The 17,418-nt window shown below is 72.0% G+C and carries 16 protein-coding genes; 5 read left to right on the forward strand and 11 right to left on the reverse strand.

Annotated elements, in window-relative coordinates; all coding sequences use genetic code 11:
- Window positions 1-4 precede the first annotated feature (4 nt).
- Window positions 5-724, reverse strand: coding sequence for a hypothetical protein (locus tag KLP28_01485; protein QWC85484.1), 720 nt, complete (start codon window positions 722-724; stop codon window positions 5-7).
- Window positions 725-885: 161 nt separating this feature from the next.
- On the opposite strand from KLP28_01485, the gene KLP28_01490 reads away from it, so the two are divergent.
- The gene (locus KLP28_01490) at window positions 886-2,487 is read left to right on the forward strand and encodes a GMC family oxidoreductase N-terminal domain-containing protein (GenBank protein ID QWC85485.1); all 1,602 of its coding nucleotides are present in this window, start codon (window positions 886-888) and stop codon (window positions 2,485-2,487) included.
- Window positions 2,484-4,049: an aldehyde dehydrogenase family protein gene (locus KLP28_01495; GenBank protein ID QWC85486.1), complete on the forward strand. Its 1,566-nt coding sequence runs from the start codon at window positions 2,484-2,486 to the stop codon at window positions 4,047-4,049. Before KLP28_01490 ends, KLP28_01495 begins: the two co-directional genes overlap by 4 nt.
- A 91-nt stretch (window positions 4,050-4,140) precedes the next feature.
- On the opposite strand, the gene KLP28_01500 is transcribed toward KLP28_01495, so the two are convergent.
- From KLP28_01500 to KLP28_01535, 8 genes are all read right to left on the reverse strand, one after another.
- Window positions 4,141-5,082, reverse strand: a complete 942-nt coding sequence (locus tag KLP28_01500; protein QWC85487.1) for a dihydrofolate reductase — start codon at window positions 5,080-5,082, stop codon at window positions 4,141-4,143.
- 30 nt (window positions 5,083-5,112) lie between these two features.
- Window positions 5,113-5,943: a methyltransferase domain-containing protein gene (locus KLP28_01505; GenBank protein QWC85488.1), complete on the reverse strand. Its 831-nt coding sequence runs from the start codon at window positions 5,941-5,943 to the stop codon at window positions 5,113-5,115.
- Window positions 5,944-6,046: 103 nt separating this feature from the next.
- On the reverse strand, window positions 6,047-7,069 hold the full coding sequence (gene ilvC, locus KLP28_01510; protein ID QWC86726.1) for a ketol-acid reductoisomerase: 1,023 nt from the start codon (window positions 7,067-7,069) through the stop codon (window positions 6,047-6,049).
- A 101-nt stretch (window positions 7,070-7,170) separates the two neighbouring features.
- Window positions 7,171-7,800, reverse strand: a complete 630-nt coding sequence (ilvN, locus tag KLP28_01515) for an acetolactate synthase small subunit (GenBank protein ID QWC85489.1) — start codon at window positions 7,798-7,800, stop codon at window positions 7,171-7,173.
- The gene (locus KLP28_01520) at window positions 7,800-9,563 is read right to left on the reverse strand and encodes an acetolactate synthase large subunit (protein ID QWC85490.1); all 1,764 of its coding nucleotides are present in this window, start codon (window positions 9,561-9,563) and stop codon (window positions 7,800-7,802) included. The genes ilvN and KLP28_01520 overlap by 1 nt, the downstream gene beginning before the upstream one ends.
- A gap of 215 nt (window positions 9,564-9,778) precedes the next feature.
- Window positions 9,779-10,087, reverse strand: a complete 309-nt coding sequence (locus KLP28_01525; GenBank protein QWC85491.1) for a 4a-hydroxytetrahydrobiopterin dehydratase — start codon at window positions 10,085-10,087, stop codon at window positions 9,779-9,781.
- A gap of 128 nt (window positions 10,088-10,215) precedes the next feature.
- The gene (locus KLP28_01530) at window positions 10,216-10,992 is read right to left on the reverse strand and encodes a L,D-transpeptidase family protein (protein ID QWC85492.1); all 777 of its coding nucleotides are present in this window, start codon (window positions 10,990-10,992) and stop codon (window positions 10,216-10,218) included.
- 32 nt (window positions 10,993-11,024) lie between these two features.
- On the reverse strand, window positions 11,025-12,050 hold the full coding sequence (locus KLP28_01535; protein ID QWC85493.1) for a hypothetical protein: 1,026 nt from the start codon (window positions 12,048-12,050) through the stop codon (window positions 11,025-11,027).
- Here KLP28_01535 and KLP28_01540 point away from each other — a divergent pair.
- Both KLP28_01540 and KLP28_01545 read left to right on the forward strand, forming a co-directional pair.
- Window positions 12,049-13,629 carry a biotin carboxylase gene (locus KLP28_01540; GenBank protein QWC85494.1) on the forward strand — a complete coding sequence of 527 codons (1,581 nt, stop codon included), beginning with the start codon at window positions 12,049-12,051 and terminating at the stop codon, window positions 13,627-13,629. The genes KLP28_01535 and KLP28_01540 overlap by 2 nt on opposite strands.
- The gene (locus tag KLP28_01545) at window positions 13,626-15,866 is read left to right on the forward strand and encodes a molybdopterin-dependent oxidoreductase (GenBank protein QWC85495.1); all 2,241 of its coding nucleotides are present in this window, start codon (window positions 13,626-13,628) and stop codon (window positions 15,864-15,866) included. Before KLP28_01540 ends, KLP28_01545 begins: the two co-directional genes overlap by 4 nt.
- Window positions 15,867-16,024: 158 nt before the next feature.
- Here KLP28_01545 and KLP28_01550 read toward each other — a convergent pair whose 3' ends face one another.
- Window positions 16,025-16,243 carry a hypothetical protein gene (locus tag KLP28_01550; protein QWC85496.1) on the reverse strand — a complete coding sequence of 73 codons (219 nt, stop codon included), beginning with the start codon at window positions 16,241-16,243 and terminating at the stop codon, window positions 16,025-16,027.
- A gap of 57 nt (window positions 16,244-16,300) precedes the next feature.
- Between KLP28_01550 and KLP28_01555 the strand changes: the two genes are divergently transcribed.
- Window positions 16,301-16,954 (forward strand): hypothetical protein, encoded by a 654-nt coding sequence (locus tag KLP28_01555; GenBank protein QWC85497.1) that lies wholly within the window; start codon window positions 16,301-16,303, stop codon window positions 16,952-16,954.
- Between the two features lie 74 nt (window positions 16,955-17,028).
- On the opposite strand, the gene KLP28_01560 is transcribed toward KLP28_01555, so the two are convergent.
- Window positions 17,029-17,388 carry a VOC family protein gene (locus KLP28_01560; GenBank protein ID QWC85498.1) on the reverse strand — a complete coding sequence of 120 codons (360 nt, stop codon included), beginning with the start codon at window positions 17,386-17,388 and terminating at the stop codon, window positions 17,029-17,031.
- Window positions 17,389-17,418: the final 30 nt, after the last annotated feature.

Below are 17,418 nucleotides of genomic sequence, written 5' to 3' on the forward strand. Positions count from 1 at the left end.
CGGCTCAGCTGCTCCCAGGGCGTCCGTCGCGCGAGCGACGGGCGCCCTGCTGCGTCTGCACCGCCCTGGACGCCCTGGCGGACCCGGCGGGGCGTGCCCGACGGTGGTCGAACCACGGGATGGTCAGCTGGGACAGAGGCCCGATGAGCAGCGCGTACGCCACGGTGCCCACGCCCAACGGACCGCCGAGCAGCACCCCCGCCACGACGACGGACACCTCCAACCCGGTGCGGACGAGCCGGAGGCTGAGGCCGGTGACCCGGTTCAGGCCCGTCATGAGGCCGTCGCGGGGTCCGCGACCGAATCCGGCCCCGATGTACATCCCGGTGGCGAGCCCGTTGCCGAGCACCCCGGCGACGAGCAGCACGATGCGTACGCCGAGCGACTCGATCTCGGGGAGCACCACCAGCGTCACGTCGACGAAGACACCGACGAGCACAGCGTTCGCGACCGTGCCGGGCCCGGGTCGCTCCCGCAGCGGCCACCACGCGAGCAGCACGAGCACGCTCGTGATGACGACGACGGTCCCGATGCTCAGCGGCACCAGGCCTGCGACACCGACGTGCAGCACGTCCCACGGTGCGGTGCCGAGGCCGCTGCGCACCATGAGACCGAGCGAGACGCCGTAGAGGACGAGCCCGACCACCAGCTGCGTCGTACGCTGCGTCAGCCGCCCGCCGCCGGCAGCAGGTCGGGACGGTGTCGCCCGCGGGTCGTCGGTCACCGGCCCAGTCTGCCGTCGCCCGACCGGGACCCCGGGAAGGGGTGAGTCGGGGGTGACCCAGGGTGTGATGCAGGGGTGACTCAGGGGTGTCGTCTCCCTCACACAGTGAGTAGGTTGGACGTGACCGCCGACACCCGCCGCACCACCCCGAGGGAGCGCCCGTGCCCGACCCGACGTACGACTACGTGATCGTGGGGGCCGGCAGCGCCGGTGCCGTGCTCGCGAACCGCCTGACCGAGGACGCCGACGTCTCGGTCCTCCTGCTCGAGGCCGGCGGGGAGGCCGAGGGCGACGAGATCGACATCCCCGCCGCGTTCCCGCAGCTGTTCAAGACGAAGTGGGACTGGAACTACGAGACCACCGAGCAGAAGCAGCTCGAGGGCCGCCGGGCGTACTGGCCGAGGATGAAGGCGCTCGGCGGCTGCAGCTCGATGAACGCCATGATCTACATCCGCGGCAACCGCCATGACCAGGACACCTGGCGCGACACCTACGGTGCCGAGGGGTGGGGGTACGACGACTGTCTGCCGTACTTCAAGAAGTCCGAGGGCAACACGCGTCTGGGCGACCCGTACCACGGCACGGACGGGCCGCTGCACGTCGAGGACCGTACGTACACCCACGACCTGACCCACGCCTTCGTCGAGTCGGCCGTGGCCGCCGGCCACAAGCCCACCGACGACTTCAACGGCGAGACCCAGGAGGGCGCGGGGCTCTACCAGACCACGACGAAGAACGGCGTGCGCTGGTCGACGGCGAAGGGATATCTCGACCCGGTGCGCGAGCGCCCGAACCTGACGATCGCCACGCACGCCCTGGCGACGAAGGTGCTCACCGACGGTCTGCGCGCGAGCGGGGTGGCCTACCGCGTGGGCAGCGAGGAGAGGACCGCGACGGCGACCCGCGAGGTGCTGCTGTGCGGCGGCGCCATCAACTCCCCGCAGCTGCTGATGCTCTCGGGCATCGGGCCCGCCTCCCACCTCGCCGAGCACGGCATCCTCGTGGTCATGGACTCCCCCGGCGTCGGGTCCAACCTGCAGGACCACCCGGCGACCCCGATGATCTGGCACACGCGCGGCACGAGCGACCTCGCGCAGTTCTCCACCGTGCTCAACCTCCTGCGCTGGAAGGTGCGCGGCACCGGTCCGCTGTCCTCCAACGTCGGCGAGGGCGGCATGTTCTTCCACACCCGCGACGGGCTCCCCGCTCCTGACATGCAGGTGCACGTGGCCGCGTCCGGGTTCTTCGACAACGGCATGCACGAGCCCACCTCCCGCATGTTCACCGCAGCCCCCACGCTGGTGCACGTCGAGAGCCGCGGGTCGGTGCGTCTGCGCTCGGCCGACCCGAGCTGGTACCCGGCGATCGACGCCGGCTACTTCGACGACTCCCGCGACCTCGACGCCATGGTCTCGGCCTGCCGCACGGTCTGGGACATCTGCTCCTCCGGTCCGGTCGCCGAGTACCTGACGAGCCCGTGGGAGCTGCCCGCCGACCCGTCGGACGCCGACCTCGAGACCCACGTGCGCAAGCACACGCAGACGCTCTACCACCCGGTCGCGACGTGCGCGATGGGTGACGGCGAGGACGCCGTGGTCGACGCGAGGCTGCGCGTACGCGGCGTCGCCGGCCTCCGTGTCGTGGACGCCTCGGTGATGCCCGAGGTGCCGCGCGGCAACACGAACGCCCCGACGATCATGGTCGCCGAGAAGGCCGCCGACCTCATCAAGGCCGACAGGGCCGCAGACAGGAGCCAGGCATGACCGAGACCGCCATCCCCGCGACCGGAGACGAGGTCCAGGCGCCCCCGGTGGGGCTCGACCAGGGCTTCGACGCCCCCGACGTCGAGACCTTCGACTCGCTCGACCCGCGCAACGGCGACGTCGTGGGCGTCTACCCCGTGCACACCGCCCATGACGTCGAGCACGCGGTCGCCACCGCACGCGAGGCCTCGGTCTGGTGGGCGGGGCTGTCCTTCGACGAGCGCAAGGACTACCTGCAGACCTGGAAGTCGGTGATCGTGCGCCGCGTGGCGCAGCTCGCCGACGTCGTCCACCGCGAGACCGGCAAGCCGCACTCCGACGCCACGCTCGAGGCCGCCCTGGCCGTGGACCACCTGAACTGGGCGGCCACGCACGCCGAGAAGATCATGAAGCGGCGCCAGAAGATGCCCGGCATCGTGACCGCGAACTACGCGGCGACGGTGGAGTACAAGCCTCTCGGGGTCATCGGCGTCATCGGGCCGTGGAACTACCCGGTCTTCACGCCCATGGGCTCGATCGTGTACGCGCTGGCGGCCGGCAACGCCGTCGTCTTCAAGCCCTCGGAGTACACCCCGGGCGTCGGGGTCTGGCTCGCCAGGACCTTCCAGGAGGTCGTCGGGGAGCCCGTCTTCCAGGTCGTGACGGGGCTCGGTGAGACCGGGGCGGCCCTGAGCAGCTCCGCGGGCATCGACAAGATCGCCTTCACCGGGTCGACCGCGACGGGCAAGAAGATCATGGCCGCCGCGGCGGAGCACCTGACCCCGGTGCTCATCGAGGCCGGCGGCAAGGACCCGATCCTCGTCGACGAGGACGCCGACGTCGAGGCCGCCGCCGACGCCGCGATCTGGGGGGCGGCGGCGAACGCCGGTCAGACCTGCATCGGGGTGGAGCGGGCGTACGTGCACGAGCGCGTCTACGACGCCTTCGTCGCCGCCGTGATGGACAAGGCCCGGGCGCTCGACGCCTCGGACCACCCGGAGTCGAAGATCGGCCCGATCACGATGCCCTCGCAGCTGAAGGTCATCAGGAGCCACATCGAGGATGCGATCGCCAGGGGCGGTCGTGCCCTGCTGGGCGGACCCGAGGCCGTCGGCGACCGTTACGTGCAGCCGACCGTGCTCGTGGACGTGCCGGAGGACTCCGAGGCGATCCAGGAGGAGACCTTCGGGCCGACCATCACCATCACGAAGGTGCGCGACATGGACGAGGCGGTGGCGTACGCGAACGACACCCGCTACGGCCTCGCCTCGACGGTCTTCTCCAAGAAGCGGGGCATGGAGATCGCCTCGCGCATCCGCTCGGGCATGACCGCGGTGAACTCGGTGATCGCGTTCGCGGCGATCCCGTCGCTGCCGTTCGGCGGGGTGGGCGACTCGGGCTTCGGCCGCATCCACGGGGAGGACGGTCTGAAGGAGTTCACCTACGCCAAGGCGATCGCTCGCGAGCGGTTCCCGTCGGTGATCCCGCTGACCTCGTTCCGCCGCAGCAAGGCCAACGACCAGCAGCTGATCGGCATCCTCACCGCGCTGCACGGCGGCAAGCAGACCCTGCCCAAGCCCTAGCCGCCGAGAGGGCACAAAATGACGGTGGAGGTCGTCATTTTGTGCCCTCTCGCCGTGATGCCCTGCCCTCTGGGCGTGATTTTGTGCCCTCTCAGCGGACGCGGTTGGTGAGGGCGTCGACGCCGCCCGAGGCGTACGCGCGGAGCTGGTCCCCCAGCAGCCCGAAGCCGCGTCGCTCCCACCCCTGGGTCCCCCCGCCGACGTGCGGGGTGAGGGTGAGGTTCGGTGCGTCCCACAGCGGGTGCCCCTCGGGCAGCGGCTCGGGATCGGTCACGTCGAGGAACGCGTGCAGGCGCTCGCTCTCCAGGTGGCCGAGCAGCGCCTCGGTGTCGACGTGCGCACCGCGTGCGACGTTGACCACGGCGGCCCCGTCGGGCAGCAGGTCCAGGCGACGGCCGTCGAGGAACATCTCGGTCTGCTCGTTCAGCGGCCACGCCACGACGACGGCCATGGTGGTCGGCAGCAGCGCATCGACCTCCTCGACGGTCACGACGCCGTCGCGTTGCGTACGCCCCACCATCGTGACCTCGGCGCCGAAAACCTCCAGGCCCGCCTTGACGTAGCCGGCGATGTCGCCGGCGCCCAGGACCAGCACGGGCAGCCCGTCCAGGTCGCCGGTGCGCGGCTGGTCCTCCCACCGCTCCATCGCCTGCTGCTCGAGGAACCGCAGCAGCTCACGGCGCCAGCCCAGCACGCCGAGCACGGCCAGCTCGGCCGTCGAGGCGGAGTGCACCCCGCGTCCGTTGCACAGGGCGACCCCCTCGGGCAGCGCATCGTCCCAGCCGGCGAAGCCGGCGGAGAGCAGCTGCACCGCCTGCAGGTCCGGCAGCCGCTGCATCGAGTCCGCGGGCCACGGGTCGCCCATGTACGCGCCCAGCAGCACCTGCGCCTGCGCCGCACCCGACGGTGTCTCGCCCTCCCCGTCCCACACCACCACCTGCCACGCGGCCAGGTCGCCGCCGTGCTCCGCGAGCCGGTCGGCGGCGCGGTCGGAGGGCACGACGAGGGTCAGGGGTTCTGAGGGCGCGGTCACGGATGCCGTCCTACCCCACTCCCCGACCGGTCACAGCCGGATGATCAGCTCGCCGTGCGGCACGGTCATCATCGCCGCGGGCGTACGCGCCCACCGGGCCCAGCCCGCCGAGATGCGGTGCAGGTCCTCCCGGGTGGCCCATCCTTCCTCGAGAGCCCTGGCGGCGAGTCCCGACTCGAGGATGCGCCGCTCCCACACCCCGCCCCACCAGGCCCGGGAGGGCTGGTCGGCGTACAACCAGGTGCTCCAGGTCAGCGTCGACGACGCTGCCAGCCCGGCGGCGTGCGCCCAACCGAGGAGCCGGCGTCCCGCGTCGGGCTCCCCACCGTCGGCGCGCGCGACCCGCTGGTAGAGCGCTCGCCACTCATCCAGCTCCGGCAGGTCCGGGCTCCAGGTCCAGGCGCCGTAGTCAGTGTCGCGCACCGCGACCACGCCGCCGGCGCGTACGACACGCGCCAGCTCGGCCAGCACGGCGGGCGGGTCGGCGACGTACTGCAGCACCTGGTGCGCGTGGGCCACGTCGAACGAGTCGTCGGCCAGGCCCACGGGTCCGACCAGGTCGAGGCGGGCGCCGTCGCCGACGAGCACGTCCCACCGGTCGGCGTCCAGACCCTGACGTACGAGCTCGGCGCGGGTCAGCGCCGCGGACTCCTCCCCCATCTCGACCCCGATCAGGTGCCCGGGGGCCGTACGCCGGGCCAGGTCGGCGGTGATGGTGCCCGGACCCGAGCCCAGGTCGAGCACGTCGAGCCCGGGGCGAAGGAACGGCACGAGGTACGCCGCGGAGTTCTCCACCGTGCGGTTGCTGTGCGAGGCCAGCACGGACGGGTCGTGCCCGTGCGGGTAGCGCGGACCGCTCACGGCCCCTCCCTTCCTCGCGCCGGGAGCACGACGCCCGCCCCGCCGGGCGGCGGAGCGGGCGTCGAGCTCATCGGCTGTGGATCAGGCGCGGATCAGGCGCGGATCAGTTGCGCGCGGAGCTGCCCTCGACGTAGTCCGAGTCGTGGCTCTTGACCCAGCTCATGAGCTTGCGCAGCTCACGACCGGTCTCCTCGATCGGGTGGTCCTCGCCCTTCTTGCGGAGCTCCATGAACTCCTTCGCGCCGTTCTCCTGGTCGTCCATGAAGCGCTTGGCGAAGTTGCCGTTGCGCACGTCCTCGAGCACCTTGGCCATGTTGTCCTTGACCGAGGGGTCGATGACGCGGGGGCCGGAGACGTAGTCGCCGTACTCGGCGGTGTCCGAGACGCTCCAGCGCTGCTTGGCGATGCCGCCCTCGTACATCAGGTCGACGATCAGCTTGAGCTCGTGGAGGCACTCGAAGTAGGCGATCTCCGGCTGGTAGCCGGCTTCGATGAGGGTCTCGAAGCCGTACATCACCAGCTGCGAGGCGCCGCCGCACAGCACGGCCTGCTCACCGAAGAGGTCGGTCTCGGTCTCCTCGGGGAAGGTGGTCTTGATGCCGCCGGCGCGCAGGCCGCCGATGGCCTTCGCGTACGACAGCGCGAGGTCCCAGGCGTTGCCCGAGGCGTCCTCCTCGACGGCGACGAGCACGGGCACGCCGCGGCCGTCGACGTACTCGCGGCGCACGAGGTGACCCGGCCCCTTGGGGGCGACCATGCACACGTCGACGCCCTCGGGCGCCTCGATGAAGCCGAAGCGGATGTTGAAGCCGTGGCCGAAGAAGAGCGCGTCGCCCTCGACGAGGTGCGGCTTGACCGACTCCTCGTAGAGCTTCCGCTGCACCTGGTCCGGCGCCAGGATCATGATGAGGTCGGACTCCTCGACCGCCTCGGCCGGCGTGAGCACCCGCAGGCCCTCGGCCTCGGCCTTCTCGCGGCTCTTGGAGCCCTCAGGCAGTCCGATGCGTACGTCGACCCCGGAGTCGCGCAGGCTCAGCGCGTGGGCGTGCCCCTGGCTGCCGTAGCCGAGCACCGCCACGTTGCGGCCCTGGATCAGGGAGAGGTCGGCGTCGTCGTCGTAGAACATCTGGGCCACGGGGGCGCTCCTTCGGTGGTGCTGCTCGGTTTGCTGGACAGGGCTGGTGAGGGCCCGTCGGGACTGGTCGGGGCTCGGGGGGATTGTGCCGGTCAGCCCGTGATGGCCTGGCGCGGGGTCTCGGGGGTCTCCCCCGGCGGGGGCAGCGTCGGGTCGCCGCTGCGGGGCGGCTGGGGCATCTCGCCGCCGATCGGTAAGGGGACCGCCACGGGGGTCGTGCGCGCGCTGCGCTCGGAGATCGACCGGGTGCCGCGCCCGATGGCGACCATGCCGGACTGAACCTGCTCACGGATGCCGAAGGGGCTCATCACCGCCATGAAGTCGGCGAGCTTGCCGGCGTTGCCGGTGACCATCACGGTCACGGCGTCCGGGGCGACGTCGACGACCTTGGCGCGGAAGAGCTGCACGGCGTCGAGCACCTGGCTGCGCGTGGCGAGGTCGGCGCGCACCTTGACCATCAGCAGCTCACGGTTCACCGAGCCGCCGGACTCGAGCTCGACGATCTTGATGACCTCGACGAGCTTGTTGAGCTGCTTGGTGACCTGCTCCAGCGGCACCGACTCGACGTCCACCACGATCGTCATGCGGGAGACGTCGGCGTGCTCGGTCGGTCCGACCGCGAGGGAGTCGATGTTGAAGCCGCGCCGGCTGAAGAGCCCGGCCACACGGGCCAGGACGCCGGGCTTGTCCTCGACCAGCACCGAGAGGGTGTGCTTGCTCATCAGAGGTCGTCCTCGTCGTAGTCGGGCGCGAGGTCACGCGCGAACTGGATGTCGTCGTTGGACGAGCCGGCGGCGACCATCGGCCACACCATGGCGTCGCGGTGCACCCGGAAGTCCACCACGACCGGCACGTCGTCGATCTCCATGGCCTTCTCGATCGTCGCGTCGACCTCGTCCGGCGTCTCGCACGACAGGCCCACCGCACCGTACGCGTCGGCCATCTTCACGAAGTCCGGCACCCGCTTGGACTGCAGGTCGGTGTTGGAGTAGCGCTGGTTGTAGAACAGCGTCTGCCACTGGCGCACCATGCCGAGCGACTCGTTGTTGATGATGGCGACCTTGATCGGGATGCCCTCGAGCGTGCAGGTGGCGAGCTCCTGGTTGGTCATCTGGAAGCACCCGTCACCGTCGATGGCCCACACGGTCGCGTCGGGGCGGCCCACCTTCGCGCCCATCGCCGCGGGCACCGAGTAGCCCATGGTGCCGAGACCGCCCGAGTTGAGCCAGGTGCGCGGGTTCTCGTAGGAGATGAACTGCGCCGCCCACATCTGGTGCTGGCCCACACCGGAGCTGAAGACCGTCTCGGGGCCGGAGATCTCGCCGAGCCGCTCGATGACGTACTGCGGCGAGAGGGACCCGTCGGCAGGGGTGTCGTAGCCCAGCGGGTACTTGGAGCGGATGCCGGCCAGGAACTCCACCCAGCCCTCGTAGTCGCCGGTGTGACCGGCGTCGGCCTCGGCGCGCAGCGACGCCACCAGATCGGCGATCACCTCGCGGCAGTCGCCCACGATCGGCACGTCGGCGACCCGGTTCTTGCCGATCTCGGCGGGGTCGATGTCGGCGTGGATCACCTTCGCGCCCGGGGCGAAGGAGTCGAGGTTGCCGGTGACGCGGTCGTCGAACCGCGCGCCCAGGCTGATGATCAGGTCGGACTTCTGCAGGCCCGCCACCGCGGCCACGGTGCCGTGCATGCCGGGCATGCCCAGGTGGGCGGGGTGGGAGTCGGGGAACGCCCCGCGAGCCATCAGGGTGGTCACCACCGGCATGCCGGTCAGGTCGGCCAGCTCGCGCAGCTCACGGTGCGCGGCGGCGCGGATGGTGCCGCCGCCGACGTACAGGACGGGCTTGCGGGCCTCCAGGATCAGGCGCGTCGCCTCGCGCACCTGCTTGGCGTGAGGCTTGGTGACGGGACGGTAGCCCGGCAGGAGGAGCTCCGTGGGCCAGCGGAACGTCGACTCCGCCTGCAGCGCGGACTTCGCGATGTCCACCAGCACCGGACCGGGACGGCCGGTGGAGGCGATGTAGAAGGCCTCGGCGATGCGCTGCGGGATCTCGGCCGGGTCGGTGACCAGGAAGTTGTGCTTGGTGATCGGCATGGTGATGCCGCGGATGTCGGCCTCCTGGAAGGCGTCGGTGCCGATCATCGAGGCGCCGACCTGCCCGGTCACCGCCACCATCGGCACCGAGTCCATGTGCGCGTCGGCCAGCGGCGTGACCAGGTTCGTCGCGCCCGGCCCGGAGGTCGCCATGCAGACGCCGACCTTGCCGGTGGCGGCGGCGTACCCCTGGGCGGCGTGGCCGGCGCCCTGCTCGTGGCGCACGAGGATGTGCCGCAGGCGCTGGGAGTCGTAGAGCGGGTCGTACGCCGGGAGGATCGCCCCGCCGGGGATGCCGAAGACGTGCTCGGCGCCGACGGACTCCAGCGACCTGACGAGGCTCTGGGCACCGGTGACGGTCTCGGCGACCTGCTGCTGCTCGCTCATCTGCCTGCTTCCTGGGTGCGGTCTGGTGAGGACTGGTGGGTCTGTTGTGGCCAACAAAAAACCCCTCGGCCCGAGGCAGGCGAGGGGTGACGCGAAGGGAACCTTTCGGTCAGCCCGCGCGTCCGATGCGTACGACAAGCGTGATAGCCACGGTCACATCATGCCGGTGCGTACGCCGTGACTCAACCGGCTGTGACACCGGTCTCGTCATGTGGTCACTCCGCTCTGTCGCCGAGCTCCTGCTCGTCCGCGATCTCGCTGATGCGACGGGCCAGCGTGGTGTCGCGCTCGGAGACGCCGCCGACGTCGTGGCTGGTGAGCCGGATCGTGACCTCGCCGTAGCGCAGGTCGATGTCGGGGTGGTGGTTCATCGCGTCGGCGGCCGCGGCGACCTGCAGCGCGAAGCGTGCGCCGGCGGAGAAGCCCTCGGGCTCGAAGGCGCCGAGGAGGTGGTCGTCCTTCCAGGTCCAGTCGGCCAGCTCGGCGTCGTCGAAGGTGCTCTGGGAGATGGTGCCGTCGGCCATGAGGGACTCCTGTGTCGCGATCTGGTGGCGGGATCCGTACGCCACCCTCCTGCCCGGCCGTGGCCCGATGCACTCCCGCGACCGGTGACGTCCGGGTCCGACGGGGATCAGGGCAGGTCAGGGCACGGTCAGGGCAGGACGACGACCGTCGTGGTCGCGCGTGCGGTGAAGTCCCAGACGCGCTGCATCGTGCGACGGTCCAGGCGGATGCAGCCCTCGGAGGCGTCCATGTCGGTGCCGAGCCACCAGTCGGGGTGGATCTGCTTGCCCGTGGACTGCCAGATCGGGATGCGGTGGAACCCGATGCCGCACGGCGCGAAGCGCACGAAGCCGTAGAGCCACTCGCGGTAGGTGAGGTCCTGGTTGCGCCAGATGCGCGCGGCGCGGCCGCAGTAGGAGCCCGTACGCCACGTGCCGGGGCTGAGCACGTCGGGGTTGTCCACGACCGGTGCCCGGTGGAAGGCGTTGCCGTCGCGGCCGACCATCCACAGGAAGTTCTGGGTCTGGCTGACCACGATGCGCCGGCCCTGTCCGGAGCGCGCCGGGACCGGACGGTCCAGGCAGTCCGCGGCGCCGGGCGCGCGCAGCGCCTGCCGGGTGGCGGGGTTCAGCCGTCCGCTCTGTTTCAGGCCGGAGGCGGACTGGAAGCGGGTGACCGCGGCGCGGGTGCGCTCGTCGACGGTGCCGTCGGCGCGGCCGGGGGCGCACTGCAGGCTGCGCAGCTGCCGCTCGGCCCGCACGGCGTACGGGGCCTGGCTCGACCCGGTGGTCGACTCACCCGCGCGGCGCTCGTGCGCAGCCTGCGCGACGGCCGCACCGACGGACGGCGCCGCCGGGGACAGGGACAGCGCCACGACACCCGCCACGAGGGCGGCGCGGCATCGGACGAGTCGGGGCGTACGCACCCCAGCAGTATCCCCCGCCCCGCCCGCGGGAGTCACTGGAAGCTGACGAACCGGACGCGCGGACGCAGTGCACGCACCTGCGCGGCGCTCATGAGGTCGACGTCCTCGTCGTAGAAGAGCTTGAAGCCCATGCGGAACGTGCCCGGCCGGGCGACCGTGCGGTAGGTGTCGATCTTCTGTCCGGGAGGCCCGAACCCGTCGACGTGCTGGACCATCGCAAGCCGGCGGCGCTTCTCGACCCCCTCGATGCCGGTGACCATGTCGGTGCGGAACTGGTGCAGCACGAACAGCTTCTGCGGCAGGCGCCGTCGTGTGGTCAGGTCCGCCAGCCAGCGGCTCACGCGGTTGACCTCCGCCGCGTCGACCTGACCGATCACCTCACCAGGGCGTTCGGTGGGCGCCGTGCGCCACTCCGGGTCGAGCGCGAGCCCGACGTGCGGTTGACGCAGGGCCCACCGCCAGCGCTTCGCGACAGGCAGGAAGGCGCTGCGTCCCGGCTGCAGGTCCAGCAGCAGGCGGATGCCGAGCTCGCGCGCCGCCTCGACGTAGCGCTCGACCTCCGCCCGGGGGATGTCGTGGCTGAAGTCGCCGTCGGCGCCGGGGACCGGGTCGGCGACCGTGACGATCAGCTCGAAGACGAGGTCGACGTCGCTGCCGGGCCGGGCGAAGGGAGCGGCGGCCTCGGCGAGCCGGGCGTACGCGTCCTGCGGCGACGCCTCCCCCAGGACACCCATCGAGGCGGTCTGCGCCGTGCCGTAGTACGCCACGAGGAACCGCCGGTCCGCGAAGACCGGGCGCAGGGGTGCGGGGCGTTGCAGCTCCTGCCCGGGCACGATCTCGAGCGGCTCGGAGGTGCCGGACTGCCCCGTGGTCGAGGTCGCGGTCGGTGGCGCGACGGGCGCCGCGTCGTCTCGGCCAGGCCCCGGCCCGTCGCTGCAGGCGGCCAGCGGCACGAGCAGCGACGCCGCGGTCGCGGACGCGAGCAACCTGCGTACGCGTCCGAGCACGCGCCCCAGTATCCGCACCCGGGTCAATCGCCGGGCGATACTGAGCCGCATGTCCGCCTCCGCGTCACCTCCGCCAGGCATCCGCGACGAGCTGCTCGAGGTGCTTGCCCGACGGGCGCTGACCGAGGACTCGGCGCGTCCCGACGCGGTCGACCGGCTGCACGCCAAGGGGCTGCGCAGCGCGCGGGAGCAGGTGGCGGCGCTGGTGGACCCGGGCTCCTTCGTCGAGTACGGCCGGTTCGTCACCGCGGCGCAGGAGACCCACCGCGGCGAGGACGACCTGCTCGACCGCACCGTCGCCGACGGCATCGTCGGCGGACTGGCGACCGTCGACGGGCGCCAGGTCGGGGTGCTGTCGTACGACTACCTCGTGATGGCCGGCACCCAGGGCATGCGCGGCCACGTGAAGACCGACCGGCTGCTCGACGTCATCGAGCGGCTGGAGCTGCCCTGCGTCTTCTTCGCCGCCGGTGGGGGCGGACGGCCCGGCGACGTCGACATGCCCCTGGTCTCGGCGCTGGACGTGACGACGTTCGCGCGGTGGGCGCGGCTGTCGGGCCGCGTGCCGCGCGTCGCCGTCGTGGACGGTCCCTGCTTCGCCGGCAACGCGGTGGTCGCGGGGTGCGCCGACCTGGTCGTGGCGACGCCGAACGCGTCCCTGGGCATGGGCGGGCCCGCGATGATCGCGGGCGGCGGTCTGGGCGAGGTCGCGACCGGGGAGGTGGGGCCCCTGGAGGTGATGACCGCCAACGGCGTCGTCGACGTGGCGTGCGACCCCGACGACGCCGCGGCCGTCGCCGCCGAGCTGCTGGGCTTGCTCGCGGACCCCGGTGGCGCGTCGTCGGGACCGTGGACGGCCACCGACCAGACGGTCCTGCGCGATCTCGTCCCCGAGGGCGAGCGGCTGGCGTACGACCCGCTGCCGATCGTGGAGACGCTGCTCGACGAGGACTCGGTCGTGGTGCTCCGGCCCGACTTCGCGCCCGAGCTGGTCACGGCGCTGGGTCGGCTGGAGGGTCGCACCGTCGGGGTCCTCGCGACCGACTCCCGCCACACCGCCGGCGCGATCACCGCCGACGCCGGCGACAAGGGGGCGCGGTTCATGCAGCTGTGCGACGCGTACGGGATCGCGGTGGTCTCGCTCGTCGACACGCCCGGGATGATGGTCGGCCCGGACGCCGAGCGCACCGGGCTCGTACGCCACACCTCGCGGTTGCTCGTCGCCGGTGCGCAGCTCACGGTGCCGCTGGTCGGCGTCGTTCTGCGGCGGGCGTACGGGCTGGGGGCCCAGGCGATGCTCGGCGGCTCGACCCACGAGCCGCTGATGACGCTCGCCTGGCCCGGCGCGCACCTGGGCGCGATGGGTCTGGAGGGGGCCGTACGCCTCTCCCGTCGCCGTGAGCTCGACGCCCTCGCGCAGGAGCAGGGAGAAAACGCCCGCGAGGCACGCGTCGCGGAGCTCGTCGCGGAGGCCGAGCACCGCGCGCGGGCGCTCAACGTGGCGCGATACGTCGAGATCGACGACGTCATCGACCCCGCCGAGACCCGTGGCGTCATCGCCCGACTGCTCGACGCCGCCGCCCGCGACGGCCGTCTGCGGCCCAGCCGCCGCGCGGTGGACACGTGGTGACGACCGACGCCACGACGGCCGCAACCCGCCGCGTCCGCACCTTCTGCCGCATCTGCGAGGTGCACTGCGGGCTCGTCGCCGAGGTCGCACCGCCCGAGGCGCCCGGTGGCGCCGAGCATGTCGTCGCGGTGCACCCCGACCGCGAGCACCCGGTCTCGGAGGGCTACTGCTGCGTGAAGGGCCTCGGCCTGGGTGCGCTGCACCACGACCCGGCACGCCTGGACGTGCCGCTGAAGCGCGTCGACGGCGAGCTCGTGCCGATCAGCTGGGAGCAGGCCAACGCGGAGATCGGCAGCCGCATCCGCGCGCTCGTCGATGCGCACGGCCCGCGCTCGATCGCGATGTACCAGGGCAACCCGACGTTCTTCTCCATGTCCGGCACGCTGATGTCGACGGCGTTCCTCGAGGCGCTGGGGTCGCCGAACCTGTACGCCTCCCACTCCATCGACGTGAACACCAAGTTCCACGTCTCCACCGCGATGTTCGGCTCCTCCCTGGCGCAGCCGGTGCCGGACCTGACCCGCACCGGCTTCTTCCTGTGCCTGGGCTCGAACCCGCTGGTGAGCCAGATGTCGGTGATGACGGTGGCCGACGCGGCCGGTGTGCTGGGGTCGGTCGTCGACCGCGGCGGCCGGGTCGTTGTCGTGGACCCGCGGCGTACGGAGACCGCCAAGCGCGTCGGCGAGCACGTGCCGATCCGCCCGGGCACCGACGCCTACCTGCTGGCGGCGATCCTGCACACGGTGGTGAGCGATCCCGCCTGCGTCGCCGGGCTCGACCTCGCTCGCGCCCGACGGGTCGCGCGCGGTGTCGACGAGGCCGTCGCCGCCGTCCGTGACTGGACACCCGAGCGGGCCGCGGCCGTCACCGGGATCGACGCCGACCGCATCCGCGAGCTCGCCCGCGCGTACGCCGCCTCGTCGGTCGCCGCCGGCGGACCGGGAGCCGCCGCGTACTGCTCGACCGGCGTGAACATGGGTCCCTTCGGCTCGCTGTGCGCCTGGCTCATCCACGTGCTCAACCTGCTGACCGGCAACCTCGACGCCGCCGGCGGGCTGCTGGTGCCCCGCGGTGCGTTCGACGCGCTGAAGCTGGCCTCGCTGGCGGGCCTGGGCGGCTTCGACGAGCACCGCACCCTGGACGGCCGGTGGCACCGCGTGGCCGGCACCTTCCCGGTCGGCGCGCTCGCCTCACAGATCACCGCCGACCACCCCGAGCGCGTCCGCGCCCTGGTCGTCACCGCCGGCAACCCCGTGCACTCGGTGCCCGGCGGGGAGCTGACCACGGCACTGCCGCAGCTCGACCTGCTGGTGTGCGTCGACATCTACCGCAACGAGACGGCCGCGTACGCCGACTACGTGCTGCCCGCGACCGACATGCTGGAGCGGTCGGACTTCCCCGCCTCGCATCAGCCGTTGCAGCTCGTGCCGCACGCCCAGTGGACCGACCGGGTCGTCGAGCCGCTGGGCGAGCGGCGGACGGAGTGGCGGATCTTCTCCGACCTCGCCCGGGCCAGCGGGGTCGGCGTGGTCGGCACCACCCCCGTGCACCTGATGGGGCTGCTGGACCGCACGGTCGGACCGGTGCTGCGACGGCTGCACCGCCGTGTGCCCGCGGTGCCCCAGGTGGGCCCGGAGCTGCTGCTGGCGGCGCTGCTGCGGTGGGGGCGGCGTACGACGCTCGCTCAGCTGCGACGTCGTCCCGAGGGCGTGCTGCTGCCCCCGACCGGGCCGGGCTCGTTCCTGGGCAGGCGGGTGGCGACGTCCGACGGTCTCGTGGACCTCGCCCCACCCGACCTCCTGGCGGACCTGGACCGGCTCGCGGCGTACGAGCCCGCGCTCTCACGCCCCGGCGTGCTCCGCCTCGTGGGACGCCGGGACCGTCGCTCGCACAACTCCTGGATGCACGCCAACCCCCACATCCGGCAGCCCGACGGCAACCGCGCGCTCATGCACCCCGCGGACGCCTCCTCGCGTGGCATCGACGTCGACGTCGAGGTCGAGGTGCGTGGCGCGGCCGGCTCGGTGCGGCTCCCGGTGTCGGTGACCGAGGACGTCGCACCCGGCGTCGTGGTGGTCCCCCACGGCTGGGGCCACGCCTCGCACGGTGCCGAGCGGGCCCGGTCCATGGCGGGGGTCAACGTCAACGAGGCGATCCCCGGCGGCACGCAGCACCTCGAGCCGGTCAGCGGGCAGGCGATCATGCTCGCCCACGAGGTCGACGTGCGCCCCGCCTGACTCACGGTCGGTCCAAGATCGGGGAGCGCTGGACACACCAGGCGTGTCTGTTGCTCCCCGTTGGGATCGAGGGTTCTCCACAGGCTGGCTCCTCGCCACTTGGTGAGGCATCCGCTCGCGACGATGCTCGCCGGGTGCTCCCCGATCACACTGCTGCATCACCGCTGGGTGCGCTGCTCCTCGACCAGGACGGCGTGGTAGCCCGTCCTCAGCTCCTGACGCTCGGTCTCGTGCGCGCGGACATCCAGCGGATGCTCCGAAGGCGGGAGCTCGTGCGCGTGCATCAGTCTGTGTACGTCGACCACACGGGCCCGCTCACCTGGAATCAGCGCGCCTGGGCTGCGGTCCTCGCGTGCGCCCCAGCTGTGCTCGGGCATGATTCCGGGCTGCGCGCTCACGAGGGACCGGGCCGCCGCCGGCGCGACGATCTCCCGGTGCACGTGCTCGTGCCGTGGGAACGCAGACCCGGTCCGCTCGACGGCGTCGTCATCCACCGCGTCCGTGACTTCGACGTGCGTGCCCGCTGGAACCATGCTCCACCACGGGACACCTACGAGGCTGCCGTGATTGATGTCGCCCTCGCCGCTCGTACGCGTATGGACCGGATCGCCGAACTCAGCCGTGCGGTGCAGCAGCGGCGGACGACCGCGCAACGGCTGACAACTGAGATCCGACGCCGTTCACGCGTGCCCGATCGCACCTGGCTGCTGCACGTGCTCCAGGATGTGGCGGACGGCACGTGCTCGGCTCTCGAGCACGGCTATCTGCATCGCGTCGAGCGCGCCCACGGTCTGGGGCGTGCCCGTCGGCAGGTGCGGGACCGACTGGCTTCCGGCGCCATCTATCGGGACGTCGAATACGCCTCAGCGGACGGCAGCGCGCTCATGGTCGAGCTCGACGGGCGACTCCACCACGACTCGGCCGGCCAGCGCGATGCGGACCTGGACCGGGATCTGGAGACAGCCGCGTCCGGCAGCCGCACGGTCAGGCTCGGGTGGGGGCAAGTCTTCGGCAGCGGATGCCGCACCGCGGCGCTCATCGCTCGACTTCTGCACATCGAGCCTCGTCGCTGCCCCCGCTGCCGGTAATGAGGATCGGGGAGCTCTGTACACACATGGTGTGTCTGATGCTCCCCGCTCCCCCTCACATCGGGCTCAACTGCTCAGCGGTCGATCTGCTGCAACGCGTAGGAGTTGCCGTCGGGGTCGGCGAACTGCGCGTAGTGCACTCCCCCGACGTCGACCGGCTCGGTGACCTCCACCCCGCGCGCCACCAGCTCGGCACGCGTCGCGGCGATGTCGTCGACGACGAGGTGCATGCCGACCACGCGCGGGGCGTCGGGGCTCGTCATCCCGGTGCCGAACGAGATCGAGCAGGCCGACCCGGGCGGAGTCAGCTGCACGACGCGGACGCCGTCGCCGGGGCTGACGTCGTGGTCGAGCCGGAACCCGACCTGGTCGCGGTAGAACACCAGCGACCGGTCGACGTCGGTGACCGGCAGCGGGATCAGCTCGAGGCGCATGCGCGGATCCTGGCACGGGCGCGAGCCACG

This window comes from Nocardioidaceae bacterium, assembly GCA_018672315.1.
Taxonomy (GTDB): Bacteria; Actinomycetota; Actinomycetes; order Propionibacteriales; family Nocardioidaceae; genus TYQ2.